General features: G+C 62.6%; 10 protein-coding genes. 7 read left to right on the plus strand and 3 right to left on the minus strand.

What is annotated here, in order from left to right; genetic code table 11:
* Positions 1–9: 9 nt before the first annotated feature.
* On the minus strand, positions 10–1,881 hold the full coding sequence (locus tag ACTJI1_RS03755; RefSeq protein ID WP_440741590.1) for a deaminase: 1,872 nt from the start codon (positions 1,879–1,881) through the stop codon (positions 10–12).
* A 95-nt stretch (positions 1,882–1,976) separates the two neighbouring features.
* On the opposite strand from ACTJI1_RS03755, the gene ACTJI1_RS03760 reads away from it, so the two are divergent.
* On the plus strand, positions 1,977–3,266 hold the full coding sequence (locus ACTJI1_RS03760) for a serine/threonine-protein kinase (protein WP_440741591.1): 1,290 nt from the start codon (positions 1,977–1,979) through the stop codon (positions 3,264–3,266).
* A 207-nt stretch (positions 3,267–3,473) separates the two neighbouring features.
* Here ACTJI1_RS03760 and ACTJI1_RS03765 read toward each other — a convergent pair whose 3' ends face one another.
* A complete protein-coding gene (locus tag ACTJI1_RS03765) occupies positions 3,474–4,493 on the minus strand; it encodes a trypsin-like peptidase domain-containing protein (protein ID WP_440741592.1) in 1,020 nt (339 codons plus the stop codon).
* On the minus strand, positions 4,490–6,439 hold the full coding sequence (locus ACTJI1_RS03770) for a serine/threonine-protein kinase (RefSeq protein ID WP_440741593.1): 1,950 nt from the start codon (positions 6,437–6,439) through the stop codon (positions 4,490–4,492). The genes ACTJI1_RS03765 and ACTJI1_RS03770 overlap by 4 nt, the downstream gene beginning before the upstream one ends.
* Before the next feature lie 525 nt (positions 6,440–6,964).
* On the opposite strand from ACTJI1_RS03770, the gene ACTJI1_RS03775 reads away from it, so the two are divergent.
* The 6 genes from ACTJI1_RS03775 to ACTJI1_RS03800 all read left to right on the plus strand — a co-directional run bounded on the left by ACTJI1_RS03775 (position 6,965) and on the right by ACTJI1_RS03800 (position 17,482).
* Positions 6,965–8,173 (plus strand): DUF6361 family protein, encoded by a 1,209-nt coding sequence (locus tag ACTJI1_RS03775; protein ID WP_440741594.1) that lies wholly within the window; start codon positions 6,965–6,967, stop codon positions 8,171–8,173.
* The gene (locus ACTJI1_RS03780; protein WP_440741595.1) at positions 8,166–9,956 is read left to right on the plus strand and encodes a hypothetical protein; all 1,791 of its coding nucleotides are present in this window, start codon (positions 8,166–8,168) and stop codon (positions 9,954–9,956) included. The genes ACTJI1_RS03775 and ACTJI1_RS03780 overlap by 8 nt, the downstream gene beginning before the upstream one ends.
* Positions 9,949–13,071 carry a DEAD/DEAH box helicase gene (locus tag ACTJI1_RS03785; protein WP_440741596.1) on the plus strand — a complete coding sequence of 1,041 codons (3,123 nt, stop codon included), beginning with the start codon at positions 9,949–9,951 and terminating at the stop codon, positions 13,069–13,071. The genes ACTJI1_RS03780 and ACTJI1_RS03785 overlap by 8 nt, the downstream gene beginning before the upstream one ends.
* 62 nt (positions 13,072–13,133) lie before the next feature.
* Positions 13,134–14,849 (plus strand): hypothetical protein, encoded by a 1,716-nt coding sequence (locus ACTJI1_RS03790; RefSeq protein WP_440741597.1) that lies wholly within the window; start codon positions 13,134–13,136, stop codon positions 14,847–14,849.
* 751 nt (positions 14,850–15,600) lie between these two features.
* Positions 15,601–16,806, plus strand: coding sequence for an HNH endonuclease signature motif containing protein (locus tag ACTJI1_RS03795; RefSeq protein ID WP_440741598.1), 1,206 nt, complete (start codon positions 15,601–15,603; stop codon positions 16,804–16,806).
* Between the two features lie 181 nt (positions 16,807–16,987).
* Entirely contained in the window at positions 16,988–17,482 is a 495-nt protein-coding gene (locus ACTJI1_RS03800; RefSeq protein WP_440741599.1) for a peptidoglycan-binding domain-containing protein, read from the plus strand.
* Positions 17,483–17,490 lie beyond the last annotated feature (8 nt).

The following is a 17,490-nucleotide window of genomic DNA, read 5'->3' on the forward strand; positions in this document are numbered from 1 at the left end:
CCATTCATCTCAATATTCGAGGCGGTTTCCCGCCGTAGTCCATTTCCATGAGTCGTCGATGTTTGGGAAGCTACGCTTGAGGTGCTTAACCATCCCATTGACCACCGACTCTTCTGCGTACCGCTGGGCTCGCTCAAAATAGTCTGTTGCCAAGCCCTCGTCGCTTGGGTCTGACAGATACCCGCGGATAGTTCCTCGCAAAGTCGAATTATGCGAATTCCACTCGATGATGCGGCCGGGCTCCACTTTCCTTCCTCGGGCATCCTTCAAGCCGTATTTCCGGGGAACGCTAGAGAATAGGTCGTCAAATCGAGATGGGCTTATGCCTACGAACGGTTCCATCCGAACACGGCCCGAGTCCTTAGTGCCGTCGACGGCGGCATTGACGATGCTGTGCGAATAAAGTTCGTTTGTCATGCTTTTGCCGTACGGCTCGACGAAGACGACCCTTGTTATGCCTGCGGCGACGATGTTGCGGGCGCATTCGTGGCATGGAAACGTTGTGACGAACATAGTGGCGCCGTTAATTGATGTCCCTCGTCGAGCTGCAGAAGTAATGGCTGCCATCTCGGCATGGACGGCTCGCCCAAACTCGATTAGGCCAAAGACCCGGCTCGAACTTAGAGCGGGAAGAGACGCCATCGCGACAACCATCTCATCGGAGATGGGTGGCAGGTCCTTCGCACGCTGTCGCATCCCATTAAGCCACTGCGTTAGTTCTCCTTCATCTTCGTTAACAACTTCGCCCCCCTCCGACTCTCGACTGTCGTAGGCGGAAACCCAAATCGGATCGAATAAGCGGTCGAGCAACTCCTTCACGGCGGCGACTCGGCGTTCATCGCTGGAGTCGACCGCTTCCCCTGTTAGATGCTCTTGAACGGGTATTTTGCTCGAATCGGTTCCTAGACCTCCGCCCGGTTCTGCCGCATCATTCCATCCCACCGCCAACACGCCGCTGAGGTCGCCGGCGACCTCCTCAGATACGATGGCTGCCCCTACTGAACGGCCGAGTGCGGTCGACAGGCGAGCAGCCGAGTAGGCCAGCCCCATGCCGAACTCATCCCGGTTCGGTGCACCGAAAGGATATGAAAAGAGCTGCTTCGACCAGCCGTCGACTACGTCGGCATAACGATCGTGCGCGACAAAAACATCTGCGCGGTCGAAGGTCGAATTGATATTCAGTGCATTGGCGCTGCCGTTGAAGTCAAACGGAAATGTCTCTTCGATCTCGGCGGTCCGTTCACCAGAGTCGATGCGAATGACGAGCGACGCTTCATTTGGAGCATCGCCGCCGCTGTACTTCTTGTACTCCGTTTCGAGATTTTCGCGACGCGACTTCTCTGGTTGATGGGTCGCAAACAGAAAGAATCGCTCGCGATATATCGACCGGAGGAGCGATACCTCTGTCGGATGCATGAGGTTTTGTATAAGATAAGCTACGCCAGATTTCTTATCCTTGATAGCGTCAGCCTGGGCAGATGGACGAGATCGAACGATGTCTGTGACTGCGAATCTGGCCATTTCATAAGGTGTCATCGCCCGTCTGAAGATGTCCCCCCAACGCATTAGCTGAAGCGTGCGGCGATATCCCTTTTCCGCCTGGAACTCACCCGCCTCAGGGTGCGCTCCAGAGACTAACGCGGCCATCTCCTCGAGAATCCGGGAGATCTTCACCTCTCGCCATATGTAGTTGTGGTCCTCAAGGCGGGTCTTGATGCGCTTGACGACGTCGTCATTCCGGGTTCCCTGCGGGCGCACGAATCCAAGTACAAGCTCGGGCACAAGCTCTTCCGGAAGCGCGGGATCGCTCGGCGGCGAGGCCCCGCTGACACTGGCGAGGTACCGCGCGAAGTCGCCATATCCTTGCGTGCCCATTGGCATTGGCGGCGTCCTCCATATCCAAGTTCTGCCAGACTATAGGGCACGAAGCGAGCTGGGCGCCAGCCGGGTAGTTCGCGTGTCTCAAAGGAGGCAGTGTGCCGGGATACAAGCGAGAGCGCCTCTTGAGGAGAGGAGGCCAGGGCGAGGTGTGGCACGGCGTTGATGAGCACGGATGTCCTGTGGCGATTAAGCGACTCTCGCCCAGTTCGGATCCCGCAATACATAACGCTCGCCTGGCCCGATTCCGCCGGGAGGTGGCCTGCCAAAGTACGTTGCTGCATGAAGGAATCGTGGAAGTGACGTATAGCAGTTTGGACGAAGACATTCCGTATTTCGTCATGCCGTTGGCCGAAGGGTCGCTGCGCGACGTCCTCTCCCTCAATGTGGACGGGCTTGACGTGGACCGGGCAGTTGAAATCTTCACTGAGGTGGTCGAGGCGATGGCATACGCTCATTCGCAACAGATAATCCATCGCGACCTCAAGCCGGAAAATATTCTGATGTACGGGTCGCGACCTCGGGTCTCAGACTTCGGGGTTGGCCGGCGGTTGGCCGCGGATAGCCAGCAGTTGACTAGAGCCGGCTTTCCCGTTGGCTCGGCGTCATACATGCCGACCGAGCAACTACGCGACTCGCACGCGGTCACGCCTAGCGCGGACGTTTTTGCTCTGGGCCTCATTTTCTACGAGCTGCTCACAGGTGCTCCTGGAATTGAAGGTATGGACCTGGACCGAGTCCCGTCGCGTTTCCACTATCTCTTGCGCGTCTCCACCCAAGAGGAGCCTTCACAGCGCTTCCAATCTGCAGTCGAACTGTTACGCGAGCTTATGGTTGCCGCCGGTGGCCCAATTGCGAGTGAGCCGGGAGAGGAACTCGCTCGACTATTCAACGATGTCGTCCAGGGCCGGGACCGCTCGGGGGACATGTATCGGTTGCTCAACGAGCACTCTGGCGATTTGGACCTTTTCGTGAACGCGCTGACTCAAGCACCCGCGTCCGTCGTGAATTGCCTAGCAGCCCGACCGGGCGAGTTCGAATGGCTTGTTAGAACTGTGGCTCGTCACGCGGATGGCGAATTCCCTAGCAACGCGGTGGATCGAATCGCATACTTTCTTTCATCGGCGGTGAGTGCCACCGTTAGTGAGGGTGCCCGACTTGTGGCGTTGGAGCGGCTCCTAGTGATTGCATTTCAACACGAGCGGCTCTACGCGCGGGATCGATTTGTTGACGCACTTGCGTATTGCCTGCAGGGTTCTGCGATGGTGCAACCGGTCTGCGCAATCCTGCGAAAGCATCACGAGACATTTCCCTTCGTTCGGCATGCTGTCCTAGAGCTTGAACCTCCTCTCGAAGTGCAGGCAGTCTTCACCCAAGGCGCTGTCTAACCGCCCGGCTGATTTGTCGGGAAATTAGGCTTGCGTGCTAGCCAAATTAGCCCACATTTTGCCCACCATCGGGTGAGCTCCTATGTGATCGCAGTCATCTCGAGGAGGTCCAAAAGCGCGGAATTCCGCAGATTTTGCCATCACGCGGACAGTGCTTGAAGGGTGGTCGCAGTTTTCCAGTCCCTTTGGCGGCGCCCGTGTCTCACTTCACCATTTCTCGCCCGGGGTGCAAGAAATCACCTGGGCGCAAAGCGTGGGCCAACTGACCGCGAAGCCGACTGTAGACGCTTCGTCAATCCGAAAGGTGTTGATGCCGAGAACTTCGCCAGCGGCATTCACCAACGGGCCGCCGCTGTTGCCGTGGTTGATTGCGGCATCCGTCATGACCAGTTGGCTTTCCGCAAGAACGTTGGAGGCAGTGCCAAACGTGACGGTGCCGGCAATCCCATGAGGGCTGCCGAAGGCTGCGACCCACATACCGACCTCCGGTTTGGTCGCCCGGGGCAGGGAGGGGATCGAGTGATCGATGCGAAGTGACGCAAGGTCGGAGTCGCTGTCGTCCGCTTCGACTGCGGCATCGCTCGTGAAGCCATCGCCGTCTACGCTCAGCGCGCCGCCTCCATGCGCACAGTCGGCGATGACATGGTGATTGGTGATCACTGTCCTCGCCGAGCCGGTCTCTGTGCCGTCGGCGAGTGCAAAGCCGGAACCGGTGGCTGTCTGACCGTCGCTGATGCAGTGCACCGTTACGACAGACTGCTGCACCTTGCCAACGAAATCTTCCACGCCGGCCGGCCGATCGAAGAGGGAAGGACCGCCGAGGGAGCCGGACCCGACGTTTGTGAAGACCACGACCGCCACGATCGTCGCCGCGCATAGGACGATCGAGGTGACGACCCACGAGGTCGGGCGCTGCCAGCGGGATCCGCTAGCAGTCTCGGATTGTGCCGCCTGACCCTCAGAAGAACTCGCTTCATGCAGGCGTCCGCCGCTGAAGACGTACGGCGCGTCGGCGAAGTGAATCGTGTCACCCTCGACCAGCTGGACTTGGTCCACGCGCTGCCCGTTGACGAAGGTTCCGTTTGCTGACTGGAGGTCGTGGATGGTGGCGCAGCCTTCGGTCACCGTTAGTTCCGCGTGTTGCCGCGACGCAAGTGGGGAGGGAACGATGACGTCCGCCGGCGCTTCTCGTCCGATGATGAAGCGATCGCCCGATGCCTCACTCATAGAGCATCCGGGTACTGGCCCCTGCAGGCTGTATCCGCACCACCGGGTAGGGACGCAATCAGATCGTCGACGCTAGACCATAGGGTCTTCACGTCCATTTGAATCATTGTGTTTTGCCGGGGGAGGAGGTCGTTGAGATTCCCATACTGAGATGGGCTCAGCCCGGCAATTGCGTTGGAGTACGAGTCCCAGTCCGTGATTACAGCAGACAGAGCATTCGATACAGCATCCGCGGTCCTTTTGACGCCCTCGGTGTACTCAGCCGCCCCGCCGGTTAGCGGAGCCTTTGATTGCTCGGTGGCGGTAGCGAGCTGAGCAAAGAGGTCGTTTGCCAGGCCCTTGGCTCGAGAGGCCCAGACATCCCAGGAAGCGGTCCCGCCTGCCGTGTACCCATGCGCCGCCTGAACGGAGTTGTAACTCTCACGAATGCCGATCAGCGTCGCTAGTCGGGACGACCACGCCGCCGACGTCGCGGATACGCACCTCTTGTATCCCTCGTATTCCTGGGTGACGTATTGCGTCTCATTGGCGCGGTCGAGCACGACGGTTCGCGGCTTCGGTGAACCCCAAAGTGAAGAGGGAGCGAGCGCCAGACGTACCTTGTCGTCGGTGATGTGAAGCCTGATGGTGAGCGGCTGGCCGACGGTGAACAAGCTCATACCCAGCTCCTCCGCGGCGAAGGTCTTCGAATAGCGTTGGTCGTTCTTGAACACAGGCTCGTATGAGACTGTGATGCGTGATCCCGGTTTCCAGGAAGCAAGCGTTTTAGTGTCGGAAAGCTGGTCGAGCTGCAGTGAGCGGCTCTTGCCTTTGTCGACGGAGACGCGGAGGGTGGGCGCCTCGCTGAAGCTGTTGCTCGGAGCTTTCAAGTCATACGTGACGGCGATCGCGCCACCGAGCGGTGCAACGGCGTTGGCGGTGACAACACCGAGGACGATGAGTAACACGACCAGAACCGCCGACGCGGCGACCAGTACGGGGCGGCGGCGAAGGCCGCCAAACATGTGGGTCGCGCCGGCCGCCTCTGCCCGCTCCGCTGCGTTACGCCCAAGGACCGTCGGCGACGCGATGACCGTGGGGGGTGACGCCCCTTCCGACGATTCCCCCATTCCGCTGAGCTGGGCTAGCCGGTAAGCGACCTGGGCTGCCGCCGGGCGCGCGGAGGGATCCTTGCTCATGCACGCAAGAGCGAGTTCCTTCAGTCCGTCTGGAACATGGGCAACGTTGGGGTCCGAGTTGACCACGCGGTAAAGGATCGCGTCGGGTCTCCCTTGACCGAACGGAAATGTGCCCGTACTGAGGTAGGCAATCAGAAGTCCGAAGGCGAAAATATCAGAGGCCGCTCGTACTGAATCACCGGTTGCCTGCTCGGGTGAAATCCACCCTGGCGTGCCGGCGAATGCGTTGGCCGTTGAGGCCCCTTCGACCTCACTGAGGACGCCGATGCCGAAGTCGATGACGCGAACCCCATCCGAGCCGTACAGGATGTTTGCCGGCTTCAGGTCGCGATGCACGACACCTGCGTCGTGAATGTTCACCAGAGCGTCGGCGATGCCGCTCAGCACCGTGTATAGCTCGGCGCCGCGGAGCGGCTGGGCTGGGAGTCGCTCAGAGAGTGGGGAACCTGGCACGTATTCGGTGACGAGATAGGGCATCTCGGCCACAGCGTTTACGTCCAGCACCCGTGCCACTCGGGTGCCGCGGACGCGCTCGAGGAGGAGGGCCTCCTGCGTCAGCAGGGCGCGTACCTCACGAGAAGTGCTCCCTTCGGTCCGCAGCACCTTGACGGCGACGCTTTTGCCGTCCCCTGTGCTACCCAAATAGACCGTCGACGAGGCCCCGGCACCCAACCGACCGACAATCCGGATCCCGCCGATCTCGAACGGATCGTCTGGCAAGAGCGTGATTGGCGTTTCCTGGTGCTCAGCGTCAGACCCTCGCGACATGCCTCGACCCTAGTGGGGCCTCAAGACTGCAGCCATTCCACGTTCGGGGGACCGAACGAGAGGTCCGCAAGCACCTAGATGGACGCCGTTCTTGCTTCGGGTGGCCTATCGATCTCGATCGTGGCCAGCCAGGCGGCGAGGTTGTTGACGTTCACCCGGTCGTGCGTCAGTAGCTGTCGCCGGCGCTGCGGACAGCTCGTGCCCCAACTCCGAGCAGATTTGCCATAAATTGCCCCCAACCGGGCGAGTTCTTATGTCATCGCCGTCATTCCTTGCGATGAAAAAGCGCGGCATTCGCGATTTAGGTGCGACGTCGACGGGCTTAGAGGCTGGTCGCAGTTTGTGAGGCGCCTTGAAGCTTTCCCATTGAGACGGGTTCGATATCGCCTCCGCGACGGTTGCACGTAGCGCTACGCTGCCTCCGCCTCGTTTGGGGCCAACTACTAGGGCTTGACCGGCGGGTCCACCGCGGAAGGCTGCTCGTACTTGCCGACGAATCGGATCGGCTCCCACTAGCTTTAGACGGTGACCTCATTGATCGCCTGGCTCGATGCCGACACGGACGATCAAGCCAGGATGCGGGACATCATCAAGCTGTTCACCGATCGAGATAGTCGTGATGAACTTGGGATCGGGCAAGTCCGTGACGTGATTTCCGAAGGACTGTTTCCCGGGACGACAGTACTGCTGACGCGGGCGCGCTATCTCCTGTTTGTTCCATGGTGTTTCCAGCTCGCCGAGGGCGCATCCGATCCGATGGCGCTGGCGGAGAAGAACGAGCGGCAGCTGATCTCCACTCTTCGCGCATCGGGTAGCGACGATCTCACCGGTCTGCTCGGTGCGCGAGCCGGTCAAGCCCTGCAGACGCTGCCGTCGACGATCTACTGGGGAACCTTGCGCCGATACGGCATCGTCCGCGAGGAGAGCACCGCAAAATCCGACGTGTTCGATTCGGTGGCACGGGTCCAGGACGGCGACGATGAAAGTGTTCGCAAGCGAAGCTCGGGATGGGCTCCAACCCTTCCGCCGATTCCGCCAAAGTTCCCGCACCAGATAGAGAACGCGTTCGCCCTCTCGCGGGACGAGGCCAGTTGGCTGCGGGAACGCGTGCTGGAGCACGCACCCGACACGGTCATGTCGCACCTCATGCAGCATGCGCCGCTAAAGGACAGCCGGAGCCCATGGGCCGATCCTGCTGTGCTCGGGAGCGAGGGAGACGCGGCGACATTGCTGCGCAACGCGGAGGCCTTCTCGACAGCGATGCACGGGGCTGCACTGCTCTACAACCTTCTGCTGGCCGAAGAGTACGAAAGCCTCGTTCCCGAGGACCGCCGTAGGTATCCTGCGGCAGTAGACCACTATCGGGGCGAACTGGCTGAGTGGGCCGACCGGGTGCAGCGGACGCGGATTGATCGGTGGGACATCGGTGAACTCTGGCACTGGGTGTACGGCACCGCGAAGGCGACGATCGCACCCAGTTCGAAGCGCTTCGTCTCCGATTGGGTCGAACACGTCAAACGCGCCGACCCGCGAACGATCGCCGATGACAGTGTCGCGAAGGGTCTCGTCCGCGAGCGGGAGCGCCGACAGAAGGGGGCGCTTGCGCGGCTGGGCAATCCGAAGCGGCTCAGTGCGTGGTCCGGTGCAGCCGGTGCTGGAGCCCTCACGTTCCGCTGGGAGACAGTGCGTGCACTCGCCCTCGACATCCACGCGGGTTTGGACGGCGATGCTTGAGCCGCAGGCGCGGGCCGCGCTGACGGACATGCTGCGCCCTCCGACGGGCTTCGCGCTGTCCCACGCGGTCGCGACGACTTTCACCCTCGATCTCGACACCGCGCTGACGGTTCCGCTTTCGTTTGCAGCGCACCGGGTCACCGCGGACGACGACCCGATCGGGATCCTCGACGCGGTTCGCCGTGCCGGTGACAAAGTCGACGTTTTCGCGCAGGCAGGGCAGGTCGGCGTCGAGATCCCGCCTAGCGCACTGGTGTCGTTCCTGGAGTCGATGGTGCATCCCGTCGAGGTCGCGCGAGGGATCTTCCATCCGAAGGTGTGGTTCCTCGAGTACGAGCGCGGGACAGAGCGCACCTATCGATTCGTCTGCGCGAGCCGTAACCTCACCGCGGACCGGAGCTGGGATGTCGTGATCTCTCTCGATGGAGCACCGGCTCTGCCGCCGGAGCGGGCCGCAGCACGGATGGTCAACGAACCGCTCGCGCGCCTGCTCCGTGCTCTGCCGGACCTGGCGGTTCGGCCGTTGCCTCCCGAGCGGCGGTCGCGCATCGAGCGCTTAGCGTCGAGCATTCGCGATGTGGTCTGGACGGCGCCTGCGGGTATGCACGATGTCCGGTTCCATGTCTGGGGTGTGGGAGATCGACCGCAGCCGGAGTTCCGGGGTGTCCGGGGGCTCTTCATGTCGCCGTTCCTGACTGACGCCGGCTTGATCGAGGTCAAGAGGGGAGCCTACGGCGATGCGTACTTGGTGTCTCGGCCGACCAGCATCGACTCGCTCTCGCCGACGACCTTCGACAGGAAGCTGCGCCAGGCCTATGTCCTCGACGACGCAGCCGATTTCGCGTCGGAGGACGACCTCCGGAAGAATCGTCGGTCTCCGCTCACCGGGCTCCACGCCAAGACGTATGTATTCGACCGTCAGGACGGGGCCCATGTCTTCATGGGATCGCTCAATGCCACCGGTCCGGCGCTGCACGAGAACGTCGAAGTGATGGTTGAGGCCGTCGGAAAGGTGAACACGTTCGGGGTGGAGAAGACGCTCGAAGGCCTCAGCGATTTCCTTCAGGAGTACGAGTACACCGGCGGTGTCGCGGAGACCGAGGACGACCGGGCGGATCGTGACCTCTCCGCAGTGTTGAGACGGGTCGCGGGAATCCGAATGTATGCGCGCGTGGTGCACGTTGCGTCGTACGAATTGCATGTCTGGCGAGAGGGGGAGGTCGCGGTTCCGCCGGATGTGGAACTATCGTGGCACCCGATCACCCGCACTGGTCTCGTCATTCCGGGTCTTCCAAACGAGCAGGGCGCGCCGTCGACCGTTGGCGATCTGAGTCTCACCGACATCACGCCGTTCATCATTGTGAGAGCACAGGACGCGCGGGGTGAGCGGTTCGCTCAGCAAGCTGTCGTCCTCGCCGAGCTCCACGACGACCCGGCCGATCGCCGAGACGCGGTGATCGCCGCGCATCTCACCGATCGTGCGGCGTTCGTGCGCTTCCTCATGCTCTTGCTGGAGTTGGGAGGCCTTGCGCTTCCTGGTCGCGGAGGCGAAGGCAGCTGGCAGCCGATTGCCGCCGAAGGTGCGCATACGGGGGGCCTGTTCGAAGCGCTGGTGCGCGCGGTCGGCCCCGACCGCACCGGTCTCGAGGACGTGCAACGGGTCATCGAATACCTCGGAAGGCAGCCGGACGGCACGTCCGTCCTTCCGGAAGGCTTCGAAGCGCTGTGGGCATCGATCTGGGCAGCGCAGCAGACCTTGACGAAGAAGAGCGAGCATGGCTGACGTCGACGTTGCCGGCGTTCTACGCGGGCTCAAAGGCTTCCAGCACGACGCGGTCGATCACCTCATCGCACGGTTCTACCCCGATGGCGACGAGCCCGCCTCTCGTCGATTCCTGATCGCCGACGAGACCGGCTTGGGAAAGAGCATCGTGGCGCGTGGCGCGATCGCGCGATCGATCGAAAAGCTGGAAGTGGATCCGAGGGTCGAACGGATCGACATCGTTTACATCTGCTCCAATCAGGACCTCGCGCAACAGAACCTTCACCGTCTCAATGTCACCGGTGAGGGCGAACTCCCGCTCGCTACACGCCTGACTCTTCTCGCGACTGTTTTGCCACGGCTATCCGCTCCGTCGGAAGGCGGCGGAAAGAAGATCAATCTGATCTCGTTCACGCCGGCGACGTCCGGGATGACCGGAGGCGGATGGCGCACCGGCAGATGGGAGGAACGAGCGCTCCTCTGTCTCCTCCTCAGGCCCCTTGTCGTGACGGAGGGAAGCGAGTGGGACGCGCTCATCGATCTGATGAAGGCGACCAAGGGAATTGAGAGATTCCGAGACGGGGTGGACGACCTGGCCCGGCAGATGGGAGGGGATGTCGACCCGGCCATCCAGGGCGCGTTCGAGTCGTTGATCCGGGATGGCGGGAGCGCCGACGATGACGCGTCATCGGTGCTCGGTCGTGTACGGGCACTCGTTAGGGAGCGGGCATCCGGTACGGACGTGCACGGGGATCGCATTGCGTCCGTCGTCGGCAGCCTTCGCCAGGCTCTCGCGAAGGCGAGCTTGAACGCACTCGAGCCGGACCTGGTCATTCTCGACGAGTTCCAGAGGTTCCGCGAGCTGCTCGCCGACCCCGGAACGAGCGAGGCCGCCGAACTGGCTCACGCGATGTTCACGCATGAGAGCGCCCGCGTGCTGCTCCTGTCGGCAACCCCGTATTCACCGTTCACGCGAGCCGACGACGTCGAGGACGACCATTACACGGAATTCCTCGCTACGGTCCGATTCCTCACAGGCTGGGAGGACGAACCGGTCGCTCGCGTTCGTGGTGCGCTCGAGGGCTACCGCGACGCACTGATCCGGGGCGGGGATGCCCACGCTGCGGCCGAAGCTGTGCGGGATGCCTTGCTTCCGTATATGACGAGGTCGGAGCGCCCGCAACTCAGCCACAGCTTCGTGATCAGCGAGCTGCCTGTCGACGTGCCCGAGCCTGCAGACATCATCGACTTCGTCCACCTGCGTACCTTCGGCGAGGAGATCGGCGCGCCAATCGATATCGAGTACTGGAAGTCCATCCCGTACTTCGCGAACTTCATGGAGGGATACAAGCCCGGGGTGACGGCGCGCGAGGCGTTCGGTCTGCCTGAGGGGCGACGTGCCGAGGCCGTACTCGCCTTGATGCGGTCGATAGATCCGACCGACGTGGCGGAGTTTGCCCCGGTCGCGCCAGCCAACGGATACCTCGCCGCTCTGAAGGGGGAGACAGTCGACTCCGGCTGGTGGCGGATGCTCTGGATGCCGCCCTCTATGCCGTACCTCCAGCCGGGTCCGATCTACGCCGCGATCGGCGATGTCACGAAACGGCTCGTGTTCTCGGCCTGGTCCGGTGTGCCGACCTCGGTCGCTTCGCTGCTCTCGTACGAGGCGGACCGAGCCATCGCCGAAGCATCCGGGGGATTCCTCACGGAGAACACCCCGCAGGCGCGGCTCCGGGTCGCCGACCGCTTCACGTATCGGACCAAAGCCGGCGAAGTCGGCGCCTTGTCGACCCTCGCGCTGTTCTGGCCCCACCCGTCTCTGGCGCGCGCGGGTGACCCTCTCGTAGCCGCACGAACGGCCGGGCAACGATTGGCCGCAGCCGACGCCGAGCAGTACGCCGAGCGAGGTTTCCCGACCAGCGTTGCGGACAACGCATGGGATGCCTTCTTCTCGATCGACGGACTGTTGCCTCAGAACGGTGATGCGCGAAGTCTGGTGCGCACCGCGCTCGGTGACGAGACGAGCGAAGACGCGGCTAACGATGTCCCGGATTCGGGTGTGCTGCGCCATGTCGAGGAGGCGATGAGCCGGTTCGAGGCCTCTCGTGCGGAGTCTGGACATCCCGACCTTGCCCGACTCGCAGTGCACGCGCCGGGCAACATCGCGTATCGAGCCGTCCAGCGCATCGCAGGGGCGAATACGACTCCTGAGGGAATATGGGCGGCTGCGTTTGCGCTCGCCGATGGTCTGCGCCGGCTCTTCGACCGAATCGAGAGCGTCGCCACCATCGTCGGAATCTATGGCGACCGTGCCGACCAGCCTTACTGGTCGTCGGTGCTGTCCTACTGCGCCGATGGCAACCTCCAGGCGGTCCTTGACGAGTACGTCTTCCAGCTCCGAAGCGATCTCGGCGGAGCGGACATCGGCGACGCGCAGCTGCTTCAGATCGCACGGCACGCCTCCGAAGTGCTTCGCCTTCGTCCCGCGCGTTACCTTGGTCACGACACCACCCAGAGTCGCGCACCGATCCCGTTCCATGCGCGATTCGCACTGAGGTACGGGGCGCGCTTCGGCGACAACGCGGATGTTCGAGACGGCGCTGTGCGCGCCGCATTCAACAGTCCGTTCGCTCCTTTCGTCCTCGTTTCGACAAGCGTCGGCCAGGAGGGCATCGATTTCCACTGGTGGTGCCACGCCGTCGTGCATTGGAACCTCCCGCGCAACCCCGTCGACTTCGAGCAACGTGAAGGGCGGGTGAATCGCTTCGCGGGTCACGCCATCCGCCGGAATGTAGCGGATGCGCACTGGAGCGATGTTCTCGCAGATGACAGCGAGGATCCGTGGGCGGCCGCCTTCAGCGCTGCTTCTTCGTCGGCCGCCGTCGAGGAGTACGGCGAGTTCGCCCCCTGGTGGGTGTACCCGGGAGCTGCGCACGTTGAGCGGATTCTCGCGCGCTACCCGCTGAGTCGCGACCAGGAGCGATACGAGCGGCTTCGCGACGACCTCGCGCTCTACCGGCTGACGCTCGGGCAACCCCGACAGGAGGACATGGTCGAACTGCTGCGCAAGCGCGGCGTCGACGGCGCCCGTGTGCCCACGATCGACCTGCACCCGCCACGATCACCCGCGCGTTGAGTCCGTGGCGCGTCGGTGCTGCCGGGTAACCTCAGTTCTCGAGCACTCGGGACAGGAGAACAGTGAGCGACGATGCTGAACGCCAAGCCGACCACGCTGACAGTGGTTCTACCGACGCAGGCGCCGTGGATGTGAATCCAGGTACTGCGTTGGTCGAGGTTGCACCGGGTCAGGCACTCGTCTTCGGTGACGTTCCCGACGGTCTGGATCTCGTTCCCTTCAAGCTGATCTCCTCCGCCGATCAACGTGCGATCGTAAGCGCCTTCGCGGCGTCCAGCTCGATCCTGAACGTGGGCGCACAGGCGGCGAACGCGCTAGCGCAGGCCCAGGGGCTTGTGCGGCTCGCCCCTGAGACCTTGAAGGCACTTCAAGCTGGTGCCGAGCCGATCAAGAGCGGTGGCTACTTCCTCGGAACATTGCGTGTCGGCAACCACTTCTCCAACTCGGTCCGTTGGCTGCCGGCCACAGCACCGACAGTGGCTGGCGTCCTGGCAAGCGTCGGGCCGGCGATCGCCATGATCGCGATCCAAATGCAGCTCAGCGAGGTCTCGTCGCTGGTTCGGCAGAACATGGCGCTCACCGAGTCCGTGCTCAAGTCGGTCCGCAATCTGCAGTGGGCGGAGCTCACCGGTCTCGAGCAGGCTGTCTCGAAGGCGCTGGCAGAGGCGACCAGGGTCGGTGAAGTTACGCCTTTGATCTGGGAGAACATCGCCGGCTACGAGGCTGAACTCAGCAAACAACGAGACCTCTTCCGACGCAACACACTGACCCACACGGCCGAGCTGTCGAAGCTGAACGGGCACCAGGAGCGTCGGCAGTACATCGAAAAGAACGGTGAGGCGATCCTGCTCGATCTTCACTGTCTCGTCGTGGCTCACAAATCATGGTTCGAATACCAAGCCATCCGCGCCGGACGTGCTCGTCTAAACGCGGAGAACGATCCGGCCGACGCCAGACTCCTGGAAGCCATCGTCGACAGCGCCCGCGCCGAGCACGACAAGGTCGTTGACGAAATGGCGACGATTCTCGGATCGGTTCACCGTGAGTTGGCCATTCTCGCCGAGCTCCCGGGAAAGCGGACGATCCCGTTCACAGGGTCGCGTCGAAGCGCCGGCGAGGTCGCGAAGATGGCGCAACAGCTGGTCGCCGCCGTGGAGCAAATCTCTGATTCGATCCACCTGGAACCCGCGCCTGTTGTGCGCCCCGACGTCGTCCTCGTAGACAAGGACGAACAGCTTGACAAAGATCTCAGGATCCTGCGCTGGCATCTTTCCGGCGACGAGCGGCTGCTCGCGATCTGTACCGCACATGAATTGATGGACGGTGCGCTCGAGCAATTCGGCAACAAGGTAGGGCGCAGGATGGATTCTGTCGCCGCCGCGGTCGAGGCGACCCTCCGCCGCCAGGACATCCTGGAAGCGGCCACCACGGGGTACGAGCAAGGGGACCTCATCGTTGCGGTGACGGACGCGCGAGTTCTGGTCGCGAACCGCAGTGAGTTTCACGCTCGGGGCGTGCTTCGGCGGTCGATCTCGAACGCGGACATCCGCTATGTACGTCACCACGCCGAGAGTTCTGGCGCCCGAGGGGGAGTCGATCTAATCACTAATCGTGAGAACTTCACGTGGCGCTTCTCCAAAGGGCGCGACTCGAGTGAGGCCATCCGGGCTGTCGCTTCCATCCTCGCTGAGCGCATGAGCATCCCGGAATCCGAGCGAACTGCACTTTCGTTTGCTCAGCTTTCTGATGCATCGGGCGTCAAGCAACTGGTGGAGTAGCTGTTCACGTACCCAGCCACGTGGGCCGGGTGGCTGCTCAAGCCCGCGAGTCGGGTTACAGGATCTGAAGCGCTTAGCGTTGAGCAGGCCCGTTCGGAATCGAGAATGGGTGGTAAATACGGATGACGCGGATCCACGATAACGGCACCGTCTATGCCCGCGGCGCCAAGTTCCAGGTCAGCCGCACCCTCGCCGGGAGCGATCGCCTATCGGGTCGAGGAAAATGACCGACTGCTGATTTTCGACGCCGATGGCACCTCCTGGCCGAATATCCCTGGCCGGCTCCCGCCACCAAATACGTCGGCAGCTGCAACCCCCGCGGACCCCGAGGGCCACGCAAGACTCGCGGAGTGTCAGAGATGTCCTGATACATCCTTTGTCAGAGGTGTCCTGGTGCAGAAACGTCGGAGATGTCCTGGTACATTACACTTGAACAACAAGCGTGATGACCAAATTTGCCCACAATTTGCCCACAAACGAGTGAGTTCCTGCGTGATCGCAGTCATCTCTATGGGGTCGAAAAGCCCGGAATTCCGCGGATTAGGCATCAGGCGGACAGTGCTTAAAGGGTGGTCGCAGTTTTCGAGTCTCTCCAGGGCACCTCTGGCCCCGACTTGGGCGGTCGTTCAGTCCTACATGTCTGACCGGTGATTCGCAGATCGGCGAACCTCGGACATATCCCCCCAGATTGTGTCCTGGCGCCTCATTGGGGGATGGGAGTTCATTGCTGATTCTGACAGCCTCATAATGCATGCATTCATCGACCTCGGGTCGACTGCGCCTGGGAGGAACGTTGGTTGGTTTATCGCGGCTGACGAGCAGAGCGGCAGTAGAAGAAGCGATTGCAGAATTCCGGCACATCGGGCGCCACGCTTTCCTCGACCGTTACGGCTTTGAGGGTTCGCGCGACTACTTCCTGCAGTTTGAGGGCGACCTCATCGACTCCAAGCCAGTCGTGGCCGTGGCGTACGGCATTGAGCATCCGGGCCATGGAGCTCTGGCGAGCTCCGAGTTCTCGGGAGGTACCGATGGTGCTGCCAAGGCGCTACGTAGGCTGGGGTTCAGCGTTGCCAGCCGCGCCGAGATGCAACCGCCACGTCTAAATGACGAGTATCCGGATCGCACCGCGATTCAGGAAATGTATGGTGGCGACAAGGTCGCCGGGATTGTTTGCTTTCCTGGCGAGGACACAGTCAACGCTTTCTCAGATGCAAGCGGACCGTATGCCGATGAGCCGCCTTCCGGTTTCGGTCAGTTCGGCTACCGCGGGGACGGCCTCACAGGTCCTCAACGGCTCGACTCGCCAGGAAACACGCGCTTGGAAAGGGCGCGACGGGACGGCACTGCTGTTCGGTTTTGGTACAAGGCCGATGGTCAGCCATGGCGGTTTTGGTGTTGGGTAGCGGTCGTGGGTCGCGCGTGGGTCAACGGCCTTGATTCGGAGAAGACGCCGCGGTGGGAGATCGAGTGGTGCTTCGTACCGGTGCCCAGCCAAGAACAAACGGAATGGCCTAGCGAAGTGCATCTCGCGCGTGAGTCCGCCGTCGTGTTCGACTCGCCCGAACTTGAGCCCGCGGCTCGTTCCGATGCTTCGTACATTGAACTTGTCCGGCGTCTTGGTGCGCCGGCTCCTGTGCCACGGCGTTCGGGCCGCATCAGCTTCGACTTCCAACGCAGTTTGACAGCTCGGGCCGCGGTGCTCGTCCGGTGTGGGGGCCTGTGCGAAAACCCGGATTGCACAGGAATGCCTGCTGAAGTGAACAAGAGCGGCCAGCCCATCCTTGAAGTGGACCATGTCAAGGATCTCGCATTAGGCGGCCACGACGACCCCGCGAACATGGTCGCCCTTTGCCCTAACTGTCACGCGTCCAAAACCCGCGGGAGGAACGCCGGGTCGTTGCGAGCGAAACTAGCTCGTGTTGCCGCTGGCGCACACGCCGCCGCCATACAAGCTTGACGGGCAGGAGTCGCGGACGTGCGCCGTAGCTCCGCCCGCCGCTCTCGTTGAAATGCGACCGAGCGGACCCCCAACTCATTGCCGCACACACCCCCGTCTGCAACACTTCCCGTAGAACGCCGGTGCCCCACATCTCGCCCGGACTTCCCGGGACCTGCGCTGGTCGGGAAGGGACGCGATCATGTCGAATCCAGGACAGCCGACGGTGCAGCAGGGGGACACCGGCACCACCGTGAGGCGCGTGCAGCGCGCGCTGCGGCGGACGCCGAATCTGAGCGTCGTCGTGGATGGGATCTTCGGCCCGGCGACGCACGCGGCGGTCGTCGAGTTCCAGCAGGGGGCCGGCCTGGTGCCCGACGGGATCGTCGGGCCGCTGACCTGGGCGGCGCTGCCCGATGGGGGGCCCATGCCGTTGCTGCACGAGGGCACGCACGGGCCGGTCGTGTCGAGTCTGCAGACGGTGCTGACCAACGGCGCCGACCAGTGGGGCGGGGTCACGCCCGGGCCGATCGACGGGATCTTCGGGCCGCGCACGCGGGAAGCGGTGGAGGCGTTCCAGGGCTGGGCACTCATCACCGTGGATGGTGTGGTGGGGGACCAGACGTGGAGCGTGCCGCTGCACGCGGGGAACGCTACGCTGGAGTCGGCGGTCGGGCTGGAATACGTGGTGTCTTAGGGTCCGGA

Origin of the sequence: Leifsonia sp. 22587, from assembly GCF_052044215.1 — a bacterium.
Taxonomy (GTDB): domain Bacteria; phylum Actinomycetota; class Actinomycetes; order Actinomycetales; family Microbacteriaceae; genus Leifsonia; species Leifsonia shinshuensis_C.